At 48.5% G+C, this 16335-nt stretch carries 8 protein-coding genes, 2 tRNA genes, 4 rRNA genes, 1 pseudogene and 1 riboswitch; of the genes and pseudogenes, 1 reads left to right on the top strand and 14 read right to left on the bottom strand.

Annotated features, from left to right (window positions below; translation table 11 throughout):
* Positions 1-142 precede the first annotated feature (142 nt).
* The 9 genes and pseudogenes from ACZ481_RS04245 to ACZ481_RS04205 all read right to left on the bottom strand — a co-directional run bounded on the left by ACZ481_RS04245 (position 143) and on the right by ACZ481_RS04205 (position 9708).
* Positions 143-1180, bottom strand: coding sequence for a sigma-54 interaction domain-containing protein (locus ACZ481_RS04245; RefSeq protein ID WP_464770572.1), 1038 nt, complete (start codon positions 1178-1180; stop codon positions 143-145).
* 30 nt (positions 1181-1210) lie between these two features.
* A pseudogene (locus tag ACZ481_RS04240) lies at positions 1211-1540 on the bottom strand (PAS domain S-box protein); the annotation flags it as partial.
* Between the two features lie 517 nt (positions 1541-2057).
* Positions 2058-2174 (bottom strand): 5S ribosomal RNA (gene rrf, locus ACZ481_RS04235).
* Positions 2175-2436: 262 nt separating this feature from the next.
* A tRNA-Asn gene (locus ACZ481_RS04230) sits at positions 2437-2512 on the bottom strand.
* Positions 2513-2693: 181 nt separating this feature from the next.
* Positions 2694-5700 (bottom strand): 23S ribosomal RNA (locus ACZ481_RS04225).
* A 322-nt stretch (positions 5701-6022) separates the two neighbouring features.
* A 5S ribosomal RNA gene (gene rrf, locus ACZ481_RS04220) occupies positions 6023-6135 on the bottom strand.
* Positions 6136-6252: 117 nt separating this feature from the next.
* Positions 6253-6328 (bottom strand) — tRNA-Ala (locus tag ACZ481_RS04215).
* Between the two features lie 244 nt (positions 6329-6572).
* Positions 6573-8129, bottom strand: a 16S ribosomal RNA gene (locus ACZ481_RS04210).
* Together the 16S, 23S and 5S rRNA genes with 2 tRNA genes alongside form the textbook arrangement of a ribosomal RNA operon.
* Positions 8130-8745: 616 nt before the next feature.
* Positions 8746-9708, bottom strand: a complete 963-nt coding sequence (locus tag ACZ481_RS04205) for an ABC transporter substrate-binding protein (protein ID WP_464768924.1) — start codon at positions 9706-9708, stop codon at positions 8746-8748.
* A 149-nt stretch (positions 9709-9857) separates the two neighbouring features.
* Between ACZ481_RS04205 and ACZ481_RS04200 the strand changes: the two genes are divergently transcribed.
* Entirely contained in the window at positions 9858-11621 is a 1764-nt protein-coding gene (locus tag ACZ481_RS04200) for an ABC transporter ATP-binding protein/permease (protein ID WP_464768923.1), read from the top strand.
* Here the strand turns inward: ACZ481_RS04200 and cobO are convergent.
* The 5 genes from cobO to ACZ481_RS04175 all read right to left on the bottom strand — a co-directional run bounded on the left by cobO (position 11618) and on the right by ACZ481_RS04175 (position 16330).
* Positions 11618-12151: a cob(I)yrinic acid a,c-diamide adenosyltransferase gene (cobO, locus tag ACZ481_RS04195; protein ID WP_464768922.1), complete on the bottom strand. Its 534-nt coding sequence runs from the start codon at positions 12149-12151 to the stop codon at positions 11618-11620. The two genes, ACZ481_RS04200 and cobO, sit on opposite strands and share 4 nt — an antisense overlap.
* Positions 12152-12255: 104 nt before the next feature.
* Positions 12256-12831, bottom strand: coding sequence for an HD-GYP domain-containing protein (locus ACZ481_RS04190; protein ID WP_464768921.1), 576 nt, complete (start codon positions 12829-12831; stop codon positions 12256-12258).
* Positions 12832-13214: 383 nt separating this feature from the next.
* A riboswitch (cobalamin riboswitch) is annotated at positions 13215-13396 on the bottom strand.
* A gap of 78 nt (positions 13397-13474) precedes the next feature.
* Positions 13475-13918, bottom strand: a complete 444-nt coding sequence (locus ACZ481_RS04185) for a flavodoxin (RefSeq protein WP_464768920.1) — start codon at positions 13916-13918, stop codon at positions 13475-13477.
* 266 nt (positions 13919-14184) lie between these two features.
* Positions 14185-14862, bottom strand: a complete 678-nt coding sequence (locus tag ACZ481_RS04180) for an ABC transporter ATP-binding protein (protein ID WP_464768919.1) — start codon at positions 14860-14862, stop codon at positions 14185-14187.
* A 49-nt stretch (positions 14863-14911) separates the two neighbouring features.
* Positions 14912-16330: an outer membrane protein assembly factor BamB family protein gene (locus ACZ481_RS04175; protein ID WP_464768918.1), complete on the bottom strand. Its 1419-nt coding sequence runs from the start codon at positions 16328-16330 to the stop codon at positions 14912-14914.
* Between the last annotated feature and the right edge of the window lie 5 nt (positions 16331-16335).

Raw genomic sequence — 16335 nt, 5'->3', positions numbered from 1 at the left:
TCCTGCCAACATTTTGTTTGCTATTCAAAGACACTTAAACCGCTTATTCTGATCTTTTACTATATTGTGAAAAATATAATGTCCCATAAGTAATACAATATTTTTTGACATTGTATTACTTATGGGACATTATAAATTAGTATTATTTTAATGTAATCTTCCATTCAATATTATATTTCTTGATCTTGTTATGCAGCGTTTGCCGGGGAAGGTTCAATAGCCTCGCCGCTTTGGCCCCATTGCCATTGGCTTCTTTTATTGCTGCTTGGATTAATTGTTTTTCATATTCATTTAGCTTGTCCGCCAGCGAAGATATTGACAGACCAGCTTTAATATCTGCCAAATTATCCTCATCTGTTACGGAATGCGTTATATGAGAAGGGATATCATGCAGCTCAATACTATTGCCATCAACGAAATTCATAATACTCTCAATAGCGTATCGCAATTCTCGGATATTGCCTGGCCAATGGTACACCTGCAAAGCGTTCAAAGCTTCAGGAGAAATCCTTTTAACCTGTTTGCCAGCCTGAGTATTATACATGTTAATAAAAAATCCCGTCAGCAGGCTGATATCCTCTTTTCTATCCCTGAGGGCAGGGATATTCAATGATATTACATTCAACCGGTAATATAAATCTGTACGCAAAATCTTTTTCTCTACGATTTTAGCCGGGTGCTCATTGGTACTAGCCATAATTCTTACATTGACCTGCACTGTGTTTGTCCCGCCAACCCTGCGGACCACACCATCCTGTAAAACCCGCAACAGTTTTCCTTGCAATTCTGTCCCCATAGAATTCACTTCATCCAAAAAAAGGGTCCCGCCGTCGGCCAGCTCAAACAATCCCGGTTTATCTTTAGCACCTGTAAAACTCCCTGATGTCGTTCCGAATAATATGCTGTCCAGGAGAGAATTGGGCAAAGCGGCGCAGTTTTGAGCAATAAACGGCTGATTTCCCCGTACCTTACTTTCATTATGAATAGCCTGAACTAAAAGCTCTTTACCAGTCCCGGTTTCTCCATATACTAACACCGGTGAATTGCTGTCAGCTATTTTTTTCGCCTGTTCTTTTAATTTTTTTATCACCGGGCTTTTACCGATAATATCACCAAAAGTATAAACAGTCCCATTTCCGGTATATGGTTTCACCGGATTCCTTTGTTTGGACTTAAACATCTCCGATTGCAGGCTCAACAGCTTCTCCGACAATTCTTTTACCTGGGTTAAATCTCGGTAAATTTCAAGGGCGCCAACAACTTCCCCCTGTGCTATCAAGGGTATCGTTGAGGTCAGGGTAGATACTTGCCGGCCCTGATAATTCATGTAGGTCTGCACATAGTCAATGATTGGCTGCTTAAACCGCAGCACCCGATAAAAGGTGCTAGTTTCAGGCGTCAGGTCAGGAAAGATTTCCAATATATTTTTACCGATAGCTTTTTCCCGGGTAATACCTGCTATATTGGTTGCCGGTTCATTATAGAAAGTAACATTGGCTTTGTTGTCTACTACTAAAATTCCTTCATCCAAATGCGTCAATATTGATTCTAAAAGGAATTTATAGTCCAAAATTTTTCCCCCTATCCTATTTGTCTATAAGATTTTACAATACCTATTTACCACAATAACAGGAAATCCTGCCTATCCTTATCCTCCACAAGATCAAATTATTTAAAACATTACATTGAATATTATGATCTTGCCTATTTCTTTACATAGCAAATAGCACTCACTGGCGTGAGTGCTATTTTTTAACCAGCAACTTCCTAATCTCCCGGGCCCATCCAGCCAAGCACCTTCGGCTCCTACGACCGTCCATAGCACCCCATCTGTGCGATGCTGTTACAACAAAGCCGATCGCCAACCAGTCCTCGTAAAATAGTCTCATAGGCGACGGTATCGTTGTACACTGCGGGCGCCACCTCCGACGTACTTCCCAGTACGACTACGGTGGCGTCCTCGCTCCGCCTCGCAGCTGGGGCACTCTGAACGGTCTAAGCTTTTTCGCTTTCCCTAATAAAAAACACTCACTGCAACAGTGAGTGCTTTTCTTTCTAACCAGCAACTTCCTAATCTCCCGGGCCGTTTCCAGCCAAGTACCTTCGGCGTTTGTGGGCTTAACTGCTGTGTTCGGTATGGGAACAGGTGGAACCCCACAGCTATCGTCACTGGATCTATGGCTCCTCGAGTAGGACTCGAACTAGCGACCTATCGGTCAACAGCCGAGTTATGACAGTTGATAGCATCCCATCTGTGCGATGCTGTTACAACAAATTATAGCCGCCAACCACTCATTGTAAAGTAGTCTCATAGGCGACGGTGTTGTTGTACAGTCCGGGCGTTCCCTCCGACGTACTTCCCAGTACGACTACGGTCACGTCCTCCTTCCGCCTAGCATATGGAATACTCTAAACTGTCTGAGCCTGAAATGAAATTGGCTCCTCGAGTAGGACTCGAACCTACGACCGATCGGTTAACAGCCGATTGCTCTACCAACTGAGCTATCGAGGAATATGCCTGACATATGAAGGAATGTACCTTCAAAACTTCACAGAAGAAAGATTTGCGCAATATATAGGACGTTCCTCACTTTCGTTCGGAACTAAGCGACTCACACAACTTCCCGTTTCGCTATCGCTCGCGGCAAGCTGGTTCGCTGCTTAATGTTTGCACTTCATGCAAACGAGGGTTTAAAGTCAAGTCCTCGGCCTATTAGTACCAGTCCGCTCCATGGATCACTCCACTTCCACTCCTGGCCTATCAACCTTGTCTTCTCCAAGGGGCCTTACTTCTTGCGAATGACAGACCTCATCTTAAGGCTGGTTTCACGCTTAGATGCTTTCAGCGTTTATCCTTTCCGGACGTAGCTACCCAGCTCTACCCCTGGCGGGATAACTGGTACACCAGCGGTCCGTCCACTCCGGTCCTCTCGTACTAGGAGCAGTTCCCTTCAAGTCTCTTACGCCCGCGATGGATAGGGACCGAACTGTCTCACGACGTTCTGAACCCAGCTCACGTACCACTTTAATGGGCGAACAGCCCAACCCTTGGGACCTACTTCAGCCCCAGGATGTGATGAGCCGACATCGAGGTGCCAAACCTCCCCGTCGATATGGACTCTTGGGAGAGATTAGCCTGTTATCCCCAGGGTAGCTTTTATCCGTTGAGCGATGGCCCTTCCACTCGGTACCACCGGATCACTAAGCCCGACTTTCGTCCCTGCTCGACTTGTCTGTCTTGCAGTCAAGCTCCCTTCTGCCTTTACACTCTTCGCGCGATTTCCATCCGCGCTGAGGGAACCTTTGGGCGCCTCCGTTACTCTTTCGGAGGCGACCGCCCCAGTCAAACTGCCCGCCTGACACTGTCCTCAGTTTCGTTACTCCTTGAGTTAGAACTCCAGTAAATAAAGGGTGGTATCCCAACATTGACTCCAATGAGACTTGCGTCCCATCTTCCTAGTCTCCCACCTATCCTGTACATCATTTACCAAAACTCAATGTCAGGTTGCAGTAAAGCTCCATGGGGTCTTTCTGTCCAGTCGCGGGTAACCTGCATCTTCACAGGTATTTCAATTTCACCGGGTCCCTCGTTGAGACAGTGCCCAAGTCGTTACACCTTTCGTGCGGGTCGGAACTTACCCGACAAGGAATTTCGCTACCTTAGGACCGTTATAGTTACGGCCGCCGTTTACCGGGGCTTCAATTCAAACCTTCGCTTGCGCTAAGCTCTCCTCTTAACCTTCCGGCACCGGGCAGGTGTCAGCACCTATACGTCAGCTTTCGCTTTAGCAGGCACCTGTGTTTGTGGTAAACAGTCGCTTGGGCCTCTTTTTTGCAACTCATTCCCGCTTCGACCGCTTCTGGTCTACACGGTTTACAAGCTCCCCTTTTCCCGAAGTTACGGGGACATTTTGCCGAGTTCCTTAACGAGGGTTCTCCCGCGCACCTTAGGATTCTCTCCCCGCCTACCTGTGTCGGTTTACGGTACGGGCACCTAGTCTCTCACTAGAAGCTTTTCTTGACAGTCTGGGATCAGCAATTTCGCCATTATCTCTAACAGCTGCCCATCACTCCTCAGGTTCCCGTATCACGGATTTGCCTGTGATGCACCCTACAAGCTTAGACGCGATTTTCCATCCTCGCGCTTGCCTGCCCTCCTGTGTCACTCCTTCGCTCAAACGATCCTAGGTGGTACTGGAATATTTACCAGTTGTCCATCGCCTACGCTTTTTGCCTCGGCTTAGGGCCCGACTGACTCTGAGCGGACGATCCTTCCTCAGAAATCCTTAGGCTTTCGGTGGACAAGATTCTCACTTGTCTTTTCGCTACTCATACCGGCATTCTCACTTCTATACTCTCCAGCACTCCTTACGGTATACCTTCTCTGGGTATAGAACGCTCCCCTACCCAAGTCCGTAGACTTGCCATAGCTTCGGTTCCGTACTTTAGCCCCGGACATCTTCGGCGCAGCGACACTCGACCAGTGAGCTATTACGCACTCTTTTAATGGTGGCTGCTTCTAAGCCAACATCCTGGTTGTTTTTGTATCTCCACATCCTTTGCCACTTAGTACGGCATTGGGGACCTTAGCTGATGGTCTGGGCTGTTTCCCTCTTGACCACGGGTCTTATCACTCGTAGTCTGACTCCCAGGATTCCACTACAGGCATTCGTAGTTTGACAAGGTTCAGTAACCCATTAGGCCCCTAGCCCTATCAGTGCTCTACCGCCTGTACTTACTTCCTGAGGCTAGCCCTAAAGCTATTTCGGGGAGAACCAGCTATCTCCGCGTTCGATTGGCATTTCACCCCTATCCACAACTCATCCCAAAGCTTTTCAACGCTCACGGGTTCGGTCCTCCACGCATTTTTACCTGCGCTTCAACCTGGCCATGGATAGATCACTGCGGTTTCGGGTCTACACTATCCAACTTTCGCCCTTTTTAGACTCGCTTTCGCTTCGGCTCCGTGTCTTCCACTTAACCTTGCTGGATATTGTAACTCGCCGGTTCATTCTTCAATAGGCACGCCGTCAGCCTCCTACGGGCCTTCGACTGCTTGTAGGCATACGGTTTCAGGTTCTTTTTCACTCCCCTCCCGGGGTGCTTTTCACCTTTCCCTCACGGTACTATGCGCTATCGGTCGCCTCGAGTATTTTGCCTTGGAGGGTGGTCCCCCCTGCTTCCCACAGGGTTCCTCGTGTCCCGTGGTACTCTGGATTCCGGCCATTTCGCTCTGCCTTTCGCTTACAGGGCTGTTACCTTCTGCGGCCTACCTTTCCAGGTAGTTCGACTAGGCCTGACGAAACTTCCGCCGGTCCTCAACCCCCGGGTCGACATTCGACATTCGACGTACGACTTTAGACTTTCGTAAGGGATTCGTAAAACTATCGTTTTACTCTTCCAAAATCCAGTGTCGAAAGTCGAATGTCGATCCGGGTTTGGGCTCTTCCCCGTTCGCTCGCCGCTACTTGGGGAATCTCGTTTGATTACTTTTCCTCCGGGTACTTAGATGTTTCAGTTCCCCGGCTTACCTCCCGACCTGAGTCGGGTAATGGTGCATGACCACCACTGGGTTCCCCCATTCGGACATTCATGGATCAGGGCCTGCTTGCGGCTCCCCATGACTTTTCGCAGCTTACCGCGTCCTTCTTCGGCTCTTGGCGCCTAGGCATCCACCAGTATGCCCTTACTAACTTGACTTCTAGCTCCGACTGTCTATAAGTCGCCATCTGCGTTGTTGCTCCTCAACCCGATTGTTTGCGTACGCGAGTACGCGGCACGGCTCGGGTTTCCGGGGCGCCTAGCATATGGCACCTTCTAGCCAGTCTCCGCCTCAACTTAAACTTTGCTTGTGACTAAGGTTAAGTCATTTTTTAAAAATCCTAATTGCGCTTCGTTAAGCTACTTCACATATTTGCATATGAGAGGTACTTTTACTTTGCTTTCTTCTGTGCAGTTTTCAAGGAACAGGTTCTCGATTTTCGACTCGAAAGTCGAAGGTCGACTGTCGAACATCGAGAGGAACCAGCAGCTTCCTAATCTCCCGGGCCGTTTCCAGCCAAGTACCTTCGGCGTTTGTGGGCTTAACTTCTGTGTTCGGTATGGGAACAGGTCAAACGTCTTACTGCCACTAGATATCTAATATCCCATGACTTCTACGAAGACTCTTATTACAACATAGGACACACAGTGTACAATTCGAAGGTACGCGAGTACCTTCCTCATCCCCCACAGCTATCGTCACTGGATCTATGGTGGAGATAAGCGGGATCGAACCGCTGACCTCTTGAATGCCATTCAAGCGCTCTCCCAGCTGAGCTATACCCCCAGATATTTTGTTTCAGGAATATCTATGTTATCATAGTTGCCTGTATGTTTCAACAAGTAACTTTTGGTAACAAAAGCATTCCCTCAAAACTAAACAATGTAAATCTGTGCATCTGCCAAATGTACCGACCTGGAATAGAGCTCGCTTATAATGATGTTCTTCGCTTGCGCTCAGAACTAAGCGATTCACTCAGGTTTCCGCGTCGCTTTCGCTCCTAAAAACCTGGTTCTCTGCTTATCCCTAGAAAGGAGGTGATCCAGCCGCACCTTCCGATACGGCTACCTTGTTACGACTTCACCCCAATCATCGGCCCCACCTTCGACGGCTAGTTCCATTTCTGGTTACCCCACCGGCTTCGGGTGTGACTGACTTTCGTGGTGTGACGGGCGGTGTGTACAAGGCCCGGGAACGTATTCACCGCAGTATGCTGACCTGCGATTACTAGCGATTCCGACTTCACGGAGGCGAGTTGCAGCCTCCGATCCGAACTGAGAGCTTGTTTCTGCGTTTTGCTTGCCTTCGCAGGTTTGCTTCGCTTTGTTTAAGCCCATTGTAGTACGTGTGTAGCCCAGGACATTAGGGGCATGATGACTTGACGTCATCCCCGCCTTCCTCCGCATTCTCTGCGGCAGTCTCCCTTGAGTTCCCGCCTTTACGCGCTGGCAACAAAGGATAAGGGTTGCGCTCGTTGCGGGACTTAACCCAACATCTCACGACACGAGCTGACGACAGCCATGCACCACCTGTTTTTGTGTATCCGAAGATAGGGATCTATCTCTAGACCTTTCACTCAATGTCAAGCCCTGGTAAGGTTCTTCGCGTTGCGTCGAATTAAACCACATACTCCACCGCTTGTGCGGGCCCCCGTCAATTCCTTTGAGTTTCAACCTTGCGGCCGTACTCCCCAGGCGGGGTACTTATTGCGTTAACTCCGGCACAGAAGGGGTCGATACCCTCTACACCTAGTACCCATCGTTTACGGCCAGGACTACCGGGGTATCTAATCCCGTTCGCTCCCCTGGCTTTCGCGCCTCAGTGTCAGACACAGTCCAGAAAGTCGCCTTCGCCACTGGTGTTCCTCCCAATCTCTACGCATTTCACCGCTACACTGGGAATTCCACTTTCCTCTCCTGCACTCAAGCCTGTCAGTTTCCTGCGCCCATACGAAGTTGAGCTTCGCACTTAGACACACGACTTATCAGGCCACCTACACGCCCTTTACGCCCAATAATTCCGGACAACGCTTGCCACCTACGTATTACCGCGGCTGCTGGCACGTAGTTAGCCGTGGCTTCCTCCTTTGGTACCGTCATTACCCTATATTATTTACATAGGATACGTTCGTCCCAAACGACAGAGCTTTACGACCCGAAGGCCTTCTTCACTCACGCGGCGTTGCTCCGTCAGACTTTCGTCCATTGCGGAAGATTCCCCACTGCTGCCTCCCGTAGGAGTCTGGGCCGTGTCTCAGTCCCAGTGTGGCCGTTCATCCTCTCAGACCGGCTACTGATCGTCGCCTTGGTGAGCCATTACCTCACCAACCAGCTAATCAGACGCAGACCCATCTCTGAACGATAGCTTATATATAGAGGCCACCTTTCTTATCTCAGTCATGCAACCAAGATACCACATTCGGTATTAGCACCACTTTCGCGGTGTTGTCCCCAATTCAGAGGCAGGTTGTCTACGCGTTACTCACCCGTTCGCCACTAAGTAGCTATTGCTAACTACTCCGTTCGACTTGCATGTGTTAGGCACGCCGCCAGCGTTCGTCCTGAGCCAGGATCAAACTCTCCAATAAAATGCTGCAATCACATAGTGACTACATTTATATTGAAGCCGTTTTATCGGCTCAATTCAATCAAAATTGTTGTTGGTTGTGCTGCATGGCAGCACACCGCACATCTGGCTTTTATGATGCATTTCTTTACATTGTTCAGTTTTCAGGGAACGACGCGCATGGATGCGCTAGGATCACAGGCGTATCAGGACGATACGCTCTGCCGGGGACCGACGCGCATGGATGCGCTAGTGTCATGATCATACCATAATGATACATTAATCCTGGTATCATTTGGTATATTGTCGCTTTGTGACGACTTTTATATATTAACATATTGATTTTGTCATTGTCAATATGTTTAACAGTATTTTTTTTGTTAATTACAACCTTTTACGCCCTGTTATCGGCAAGCGACTTATATATAATATCCAACAAATACAGTATTGTCAATCATCTGCCCGAACTTTTTTATCCTGATAGACAGTCATGCCGTTACAACGGCACCAGCAAAGAATGAAAAATGCTATTTTTCAGGATAGAAAGGTTAACTTCCCTGGATAAGGGCAACATCGGCTTCCGCTTTCGCTAAGGCTCGGCGTAAGCTGTGTTTTTCTTTATCAGCCGCACATACTGCTCAGTTAAAGTATTGCGGATAGGCGGCTTTAGCCATCCCGGAAACTCCGTAAACTATGTATTGCGATGTAGAATATATATAGCGGTCAGGAATCTGAATAAGCCTTTTATTAGCAATGGCTTTGACCTGCCGTAATGCCAGATCATTCTCTAAATCACTTTTAAATTGCTTAAAATTAGTTTTCCCGGTATAGTCCCAGTCTGGAGTCAGAAGAATATCAGGGTTTATTTTAATAATCTGTTCTTTGGATAGCGTACCATCCTTGTTAAGACCCACGCTGGCCGCCCCATCAACCACACCGGCATGCCGGCATAGATCTTCAAACATACTGCCCTGTCCCCCCATACCACCCATTAAGGAATAATTAACAACAACCTGCCGCTTATCAGGCGGCACCTGTTCGATTTTCCTGCCAATGGCCTGGAGCTCAGCCTCCATATCTGCTACAATCCTGGCACCGGCCGCCTCCTCACCGACAACATGGGCAAGTTCGGCAATGACCTGTTTAACTTCGGCTATATTATTTGGTGTTTTATATACATATACAGCGATGCCGACATCTCTTATGCTTTGAATAAGCTCAATAGCCTGCCAGTCGGCCGTAATAACCAAATCGGGCGACATTGCCACTACGTTTTCAGTATTGGCGCGGATTTTGCCCCGAACCTGCTTAGCCGCTTCGGCAATATTGGAAACGCTGCTGTCATCAGCTAAATATGTCAGGGCGGCAATCCGCTCAGCAGGTACAAGCCCTGTTAAAAATTCATCCGTGCCAATGGTTAAAGACACTAGCCGCTGCGGTTTATGGGTGAATGTAACAACATGCCCTTTACTGTCTGTCACGCTGTAGCCGCCAGGCGGCGCTGGCGCCTGCTCCCTGGGACTGGGGCCACAGCCGGCAGTAAGCAAAAAAGCATAGCTTAAAACTATTATCAACAGGCTGATAGCTGCCGGACGCTTCATATCGTGCCTCCTAAAAATTCAACTGCAACATATACATAGTATTGCAATTCTTCTTGTATTTGCTTACATATCTGTACCCACAGAGGCATATAAATGCCATACCTGCTTTTTGTGAGGATCATTCGTCCTGCCTGGGGAGGAGGAAACCTATGATCAACTATACCGCCAAAACCAATGGCAACTTAATAAGACTGTTATTGTCCTATTGGTGGTCATCAGCAGGCTTGCAGGCTTGGCTCCTAACCTGTTCCCTTATTGTTTGTACAGGGCTGATCGTATTATTAACTATGCAGCTTAACAGCTGGCAGGTGGGTTTTTATACTAATCTGCAACAGCTTAGCTATAACGGTTTTACAAACTCTTTGGCACAATTTATTGTTCTGTCGCTGGTATTGGTTGCCGCTTCCGGCAGCCAGACGCATTTTAAAATGATGCTGCAGATACGCTGGCGGCAGTGGATAACCGACAAATATATCAGCTTATGGCTGCATAACCAAACCTATTTTCGCATGAGTGTACATCCTGACACTGTTGATAATCCGGACCAGCGAATTGGCGAAGATATTAATCTGTTTGTCACTCACTCCTTAGAGCTGGCAACAGGCTTTTTGCGTCAAATTATATCGCTCACTGTATTCGCCGCTGTATTGTGGCATTTGTCAGGCGAGCTCAAAGTCTCCTTGGCCGGCACCGAATTTATTCTTCCCGGTTATCTCGTTTTATCAGCCCTCATTTATTCTGCCTTCGGGACATGGGTCACTATGCAGGCAGGCCATCCGCTGATGCGGCAAAGTAATGTCCAGCAAAGCAATGAGGCTGATTTCCGCTATTGCCTGATTCGCTTGCAGGAATATGGCGAATGTGTTGCCCTCTACAAAGGGGACCAGCAGGAAAAGGTTAATTTAATGCGGCACCTGGCGAGAATTGTGGCTACTTATCTTTCTATAATTAAAACGACCAGAACAATTACCTGGATATCATCAATTTATTCCCAGTTATCCATCGTTTTCGCCTTCCTGATTGCCTCGCCCCGGTATTTCAACGGCGAATTACTGCTTGGCCAGTTATTTGAGATATCAGGCGCCTACTGGTACGTTCATTCTGCCCTTTCTTACCTGATCGACAGCTTTGGCAAGATAGCACAGTGGCAGGCAGTCACTGACCGCTTAAGAGAGTTCTACACGCAGCTGGCTGCCAATCATAAAGAAATCACCCCACGGCCGGCTGCTATAATAGCAGGCAATCATAAAACGGTAGCAATGAAAAACCTTACGGTATTATCACCGGCCGGCCAGGTTTTAATAAATGATTTAACACTGGAGTTAAGCCCCGGAGAAAGCCTGCTTATTACCGGCCCGTCCGGCTGTGGAAAAACAACCTTATTAAAGACATTGTCAGGCATATGGCCGTTCTTTGCCGGGAAAATCACATTACCGACAGCGGAAAAGATGCTGTTTCTGCCACAAAAACCCTACTTACCTATTGGTTCACTCCGCAAAGCCATTTTATACCCGCACAGCGTGGCTGATGTTCCTAACCGGGCAATCAAGGAGCTGCTGACAATTTGTGGTTTATGCTCACTGCAGCAACACCTGGAAAAGGAAGCAGACTGGTCAAAACTGCTTTCAATGGGTGAACTGCAAAGGCTTTCCATTACCCGAGCAATACTGCATCAGCCTGAATGGCTGTTTCTGGATGAAACAACCTCCTGTATTGATACCGGCATGGAGCAGGCCATGTACCGGATTCTCAAAGAGCAGCTACCGAAAACAGCGTTTATCAGCATCGGTCACCGGGATACTCTGAAGGCTTATCACCGGCGGATTTTACATTTGGAGACAACCGGTTTATGGCATTATTCTGAGCAGCAGCCGACGGCAGGCACTATACTGCAATTCGCTAATTCCAGTTAAAACTCGATCCCTTTTTGAGCAGGGACCCCCTTTTTATAGGGATGCTTAATTTCTTTCATTTCTGTGACTAAATCGGCCTTAGCAATAATTTCCGGCTGTGCATCCCTGCCGGTGAGTACAAGGTGCAGCGTCTGTGGTTTTGCTGTCAGCAGCGCCAGTACTTCCGCTATCGGGACCAGTCCATATTTGATAGCATAATTAATCTCATCCAGAATAATCATGTCCCACTTGCCTGAGAGCATTTCTTCCCTGGCATCAAGGAGTGCGTCTGCAGCTGCGTCTTTGTGATCAGCTAACGCCTCATCTGTGGCATGCCGTACAAACCCCTCGCCTAGCTGGCGGATGACAAAATCCTCGCCCATCCTCGCTGCAGCCTCTAATTCACCGTATTTCCAGTTTCCCTTGATAAATTGCAAGACGAGCACTTTAAACCCTTGTCCCCAGGCCCGCAGCCCCAGCCCCAACGCCGCTGTTGTCTTGCCTTTACCATTGCCTGTATTGACAATAATTAATCCGTGGCGCTCTTTCATACTCCCAGTCCCTTCCTGTATGTCATTTCCTTATCACAGCTTTTAACTATATTTTCCCGCCCATAGCCTATTCTCCTGCTTCTCTGGCCTACAGCAGCAATCCTTCAGATCAGATACTCATCCTTTTTCGCTTCTATTTTTTCCATATAACTGTTAAATTGATGACACAGCCATGGATCAAACCGGGTGCCGGCACAGCGCTCTATTGCCAGCAAAGCCTGCTGGGTATTTAAATTCCGGCTATTTTCCTGGCGCCTGTTTGTCATTTCATCAAAGGCGTCACAAACAGCAAGCATTCGGCTTAAAAACGGAAGCTCGGCTTCTTTAAGACCATCCGGGGACCCCCAGCCATCATAGCGGTCACGATGATACCGGATAACCCGGCTGATTTCTGCTAATCCCATGGCGTTAAGGATTGCTTCCCCATATAAAGGATGAAATTTAATCATCGTCTCTTCATGCTCTGACAATGGTTCGACTTTGTTTAGGATTGTACTTGACAGACATAGTTTCCCAATATCATGCACCATGCCGCAGGTCAGGGATTTTTGCATCTCCCGCTCAGAAAAATCCATACAGGCTGCCCATTCAAACATTTGCATGGCAACACTCTGGCAATGGCTGAGGGTACCGGGATCGTGCTTGCCAAGAAGCGACAGTAAGCTAGCGACTTTTTGCATTGTATTTCACCGTCCCTGTTATGTTTTTATTAGTATGACCCGCTCACCCTGATGCAATCAACCCCCCTGGCAGCAAACACGGCTCACGCAGGTTTGGCAAAAGCGGCAGCCGGGCCTTTGGCGAATGTTAAGCTTGCGGTCTGGAAAATAAAACTCCTGAGCCTGGCTCAGGAGTTCTGTCCTGGGACACTACACCCGGAACAAACATTTATCGCACAAGTTCAGACAGTGCCTTGACCACATTATATTTTACGCTTGATGATGGCCAAAATGGCAATAAAGAAACCCTCCCTTACATAATGCGGGAGGGTCGAACTGAAAAAAGCAATCTATCTGGCTAAATGATTCTTATAATAATCCCCTTCCCATCGCCCGTGGGTAAAACGGTGACTGTCAGACAGGCAGTTCTCCTGGCTCTGGATCATTGCTCGCCCAAACCTTCCCAAGACTAAGTCTCAGTGGTATACCTTAGGTTTGCTCCCCCATTACAGTGGCGGGACCGCGCCGGTTTTACACCGGTCTTCCCTATTAAGCCCTTGCGGGCACCTGTCTCCAATATTCAATTGTTTTATGTATCTGTTTTTCGTTTCAAATTAAATGTAGCATGTAGCCCAAAATATGTCAATAACTATTTGTCAGATTATTATTTTACAGCTGTCTGGGCTAATTTTGCCCCCAGCTCTTTGCACTGGCCAAGCCCCTGGTCGTCAGGACTTTCCTGTACAATCAAGCCATTCGCTACCAACTCGGCGCCAAGGCCCTTCATTCTTTCCTCCCAATCCCGCATCCATTGTCCGTCGCCCCAGCCATAGGAGCCAAATAAAGCCAGCGGTTTGCCGCTTAACTCAGCGGCCTGTAAGGTTGCCACAAATGGCTCCATTTCCGTTTCCTCCAGCACTTCATCCCCCATAGACGGGCAGCCTAAAGCAACCGCATCCGCTTCACCAACATTATTTTTATTCGCATTATTTACGGCAATTAATTCAACACTAACGCCTTCATTGCTTTTAGCACCGTCCGCTACAGCCACAGCCATTTGTTCCGTATTCCCAGTACCACTCCAATAAATAACAGCTAGCTTTTTCATGCTTAATCCCTCCATAATTGAAATAGGTTCTCAATCGCTTGTCAAAAAAAATATCAGCCAAAGCTTTAGTTCAGCTGCTTTTTGCTCACCCCCACAATGCATTTTTATCAGTGAAAATGATAATCTTTATCATTAATATAACGCGAAACGAGCTTTTAGTCAATATCTCCCAGTACTTAATTTATTATTTATTTTAATTGTAAACTATCCCGTAAATCCAGCCACGCCCGGCGGTTTTCCCCGGGAATGGCTGGATTTACGGGGCATTACACGCTCTCCTCCCCTAAAATACGCCCATTGCGCACATGAATAACACGGCCTGTGCGCCGGGCAATCTCAGAGGCATTGGTGACGATGACAACGGTGTGGCCCTGCTGATTAAGACGGCTAAGAACCTCCATAATCTCATTACCTGCTCTAGTATCCAGATTACTGGTCGGTTCATCAGCCAGAATAATGGACGGATTATTAACAAGTGCCTGGGCAATGGCCACACGCTGCCGTTGACCGCCGGTCATTTCATTTGGGCGCTGCCGCATATTCTTACTCAGCCCTACAGTCAGCAGCGCCTGTTCCGCCCGCTCGTAGCGTTCCTGTTTATCAACACCGGCATAAATTAATGGCAGCGTGGTGTTCTGTAAAGCCGACATGCGCGGCAACAGGTTAAAGTACTGGTGCACAAAACCAATTTTCTGATTCCGGGTGGCAGCTAATGCGGCATCGTTCAGACATGTTATCTCCTGGCCGTCAAGGGTATAGGAGCCAATGGTCGGCCGGTCCCTGCAGCCTAAAATATTAATAAGTGTTGATTTACCTGCGCCCTCAGGTCCCATAATTGCGGTAAATTCCCCGGCGGGAATAGTCAGGTTAACCCCGTCCAGGGCAAAAACCTCACTGCCATCAATGTTATATGTTTTCCCTACATCGACCAAGGCAATTGTCATAGCAATCCCTCCTTATAGCGCCCTGCATGCCAGTACCGGCCAGGCGTAACTAATTTCTTTTTAATAATAATAAGCGATATGCACCTATAACCTGACCATCATCCAGCTGCAATGGCGCTTCCACCGCCGCAGCATAACGGCCGTCAGGGCTGATGGCCGCCCCTACGCACGGGCCGGTAGTGGCAGCATAATCAAGCAGCCGGGCGTCAGGCAGGGATAAAAGATATAACCCATGCACCCCGACATCCCTGGTCCGGACATTACGGCCGATAGCAATGGCCATTGTCTGCTCCGTGCCGCTGATTTGCTCGACCATGCCGCCCAGCTTGTAACGGCTGACAAGCTTGCCTGACAGATCAAAAACAAATACACTGTTCGAGCCAGGGTGTTCTACCGGCGTGGGCAGCTGCCAGTTAGCCCGGTTGTAGGTATTGCCGGTTGTAAACACTGCATGTTCTTCCGTAAGATGCACATAATTACCGACAGCATTTATATACACCCCGCCTACTTGCTGCGGCTGGCTGATGGTACGGAACCATATCTCGCGGCCATCTCCATCATACAAAAAGCACCGGCCGTCACTGGCCACACCGGCAACATGCCTGCCGCCGGGCGTAAGCTCCGGGCTGCTGCGCATGGTTGTGTTCAGATAAGGCGGAGCCGGGGGAATCTCTGCACTCCACAGTATTTGCCGCAAAGCCCCGTCCAGGCAGTACATGCTGTCCGTATAGCGGTTAGTTGAGCCCTCATCCCAATTCGCCGTGCCAAAAGCAGCCCTGCTGCCGCCGGCGTCGACACTTACCCAGCTGACCCAGGCATCCAGATTGTGGTCAGCCGGAAACATTGCCTGCCGCACTCCCGCGGCATTAAATTTGTAAATGCGCCCCCGGTACTCATTTCTTCCGTCGGCATAACGGATATAACGCTGCCCGACTGCGTATACCATCCCCTTGGCATCAGTCCTGACTGCTATGATACCAGGATAGGTTTTATCCTGAATATTGACCCCCAGTTCGCTGACACTGGGCTGCCGCCAGATTTCCCGGCCATCTTCCCGGTTTATGCACAACAGGTATCCCTGTTGACTGATTTCGCCAATATATAAATACCGGCTGTCCGGTGAAAATTCCAGGGCCGATAACTTACCCAGCCCCATATTTTTACGCCACAGTACCTGTCCCTTGAGATTGAGCAGCATCAGCTCACCGTTCTCAGTACCAATGGCCAAATGCCGGCTGTCTGGCGAAAACTTAATAAACCCTTTTGTGAAACCCATCCTCTGAAAATTATGTACTTCTACTTTACCCAGTGAAATGTCGGCCACTTGCACAAAAGCACCGGTTTGGGTCCCGGTCTGCCGGGATGAGAGCACCGGCCCGGCAGCAGCATTATCAAAAATATGGCTTGCCAAAAGGCCTAAGGTTATCAGGAACAGAAAAATAAACCCTGCTGTTTGCAGCTTTCTCATGTATA

The organism is Sporomusa intestinalis (assembly GCF_055383785.1).
Note: the sequence above shows the minus strand (reverse complement) of the source record. Positions and strands in the feature narration are given on the sequence as shown.

Coding starts and splice junctions, on each gene's coding strand:
- ACZ481_RS04245 (WP_464770572.1), bottom strand. CDS start 1,180: ATGTTTAAGTCCAAACAAAGGAATCCGGTGAAACCATATACCGGAAAT.
- ACZ481_RS04205 (WP_464768924.1), bottom strand. CDS start 9,708: ATGAAGCGTCCGGCAGCTATCAGCCTGTTGATAATAGTTTTAAGCTAT.
- ACZ481_RS04200 (WP_464768923.1), top strand. CDS start 9,858: ATGATCAACTATACCGCCAAAACCAATGGCAACTTAATAAGACTGTTA.
- cobO (WP_464768922.1), bottom strand. CDS start 12,151: ATGAAAGAGCGCCACGGATTAATTATTGTCAATACAGGCAATGGTAAA.
- ACZ481_RS04190 (WP_464768921.1), bottom strand. CDS start 12,831: ATGCAAAAAGTCGCTAGCTTACTGTCGCTTCTTGGCAAGCACGATCCC.
- ACZ481_RS04185 (WP_464768920.1), bottom strand. CDS start 13,918: ATGAAAAAGCTAGCTGTTATTTATTGGAGTGGTACTGGGAATACGGAA.
- ACZ481_RS04180 (WP_464768919.1), bottom strand. CDS start 14,862: ATGACAATTGCCTTGGTCGATGTAGGGAAAACATATAACATTGATGGC.
- ACZ481_RS04175 (WP_464768918.1), bottom strand. CDS start 16,330: ATGAGAAAGCTGCAAACAGCAGGGTTTATTTTTCTGTTCCTGATAACC.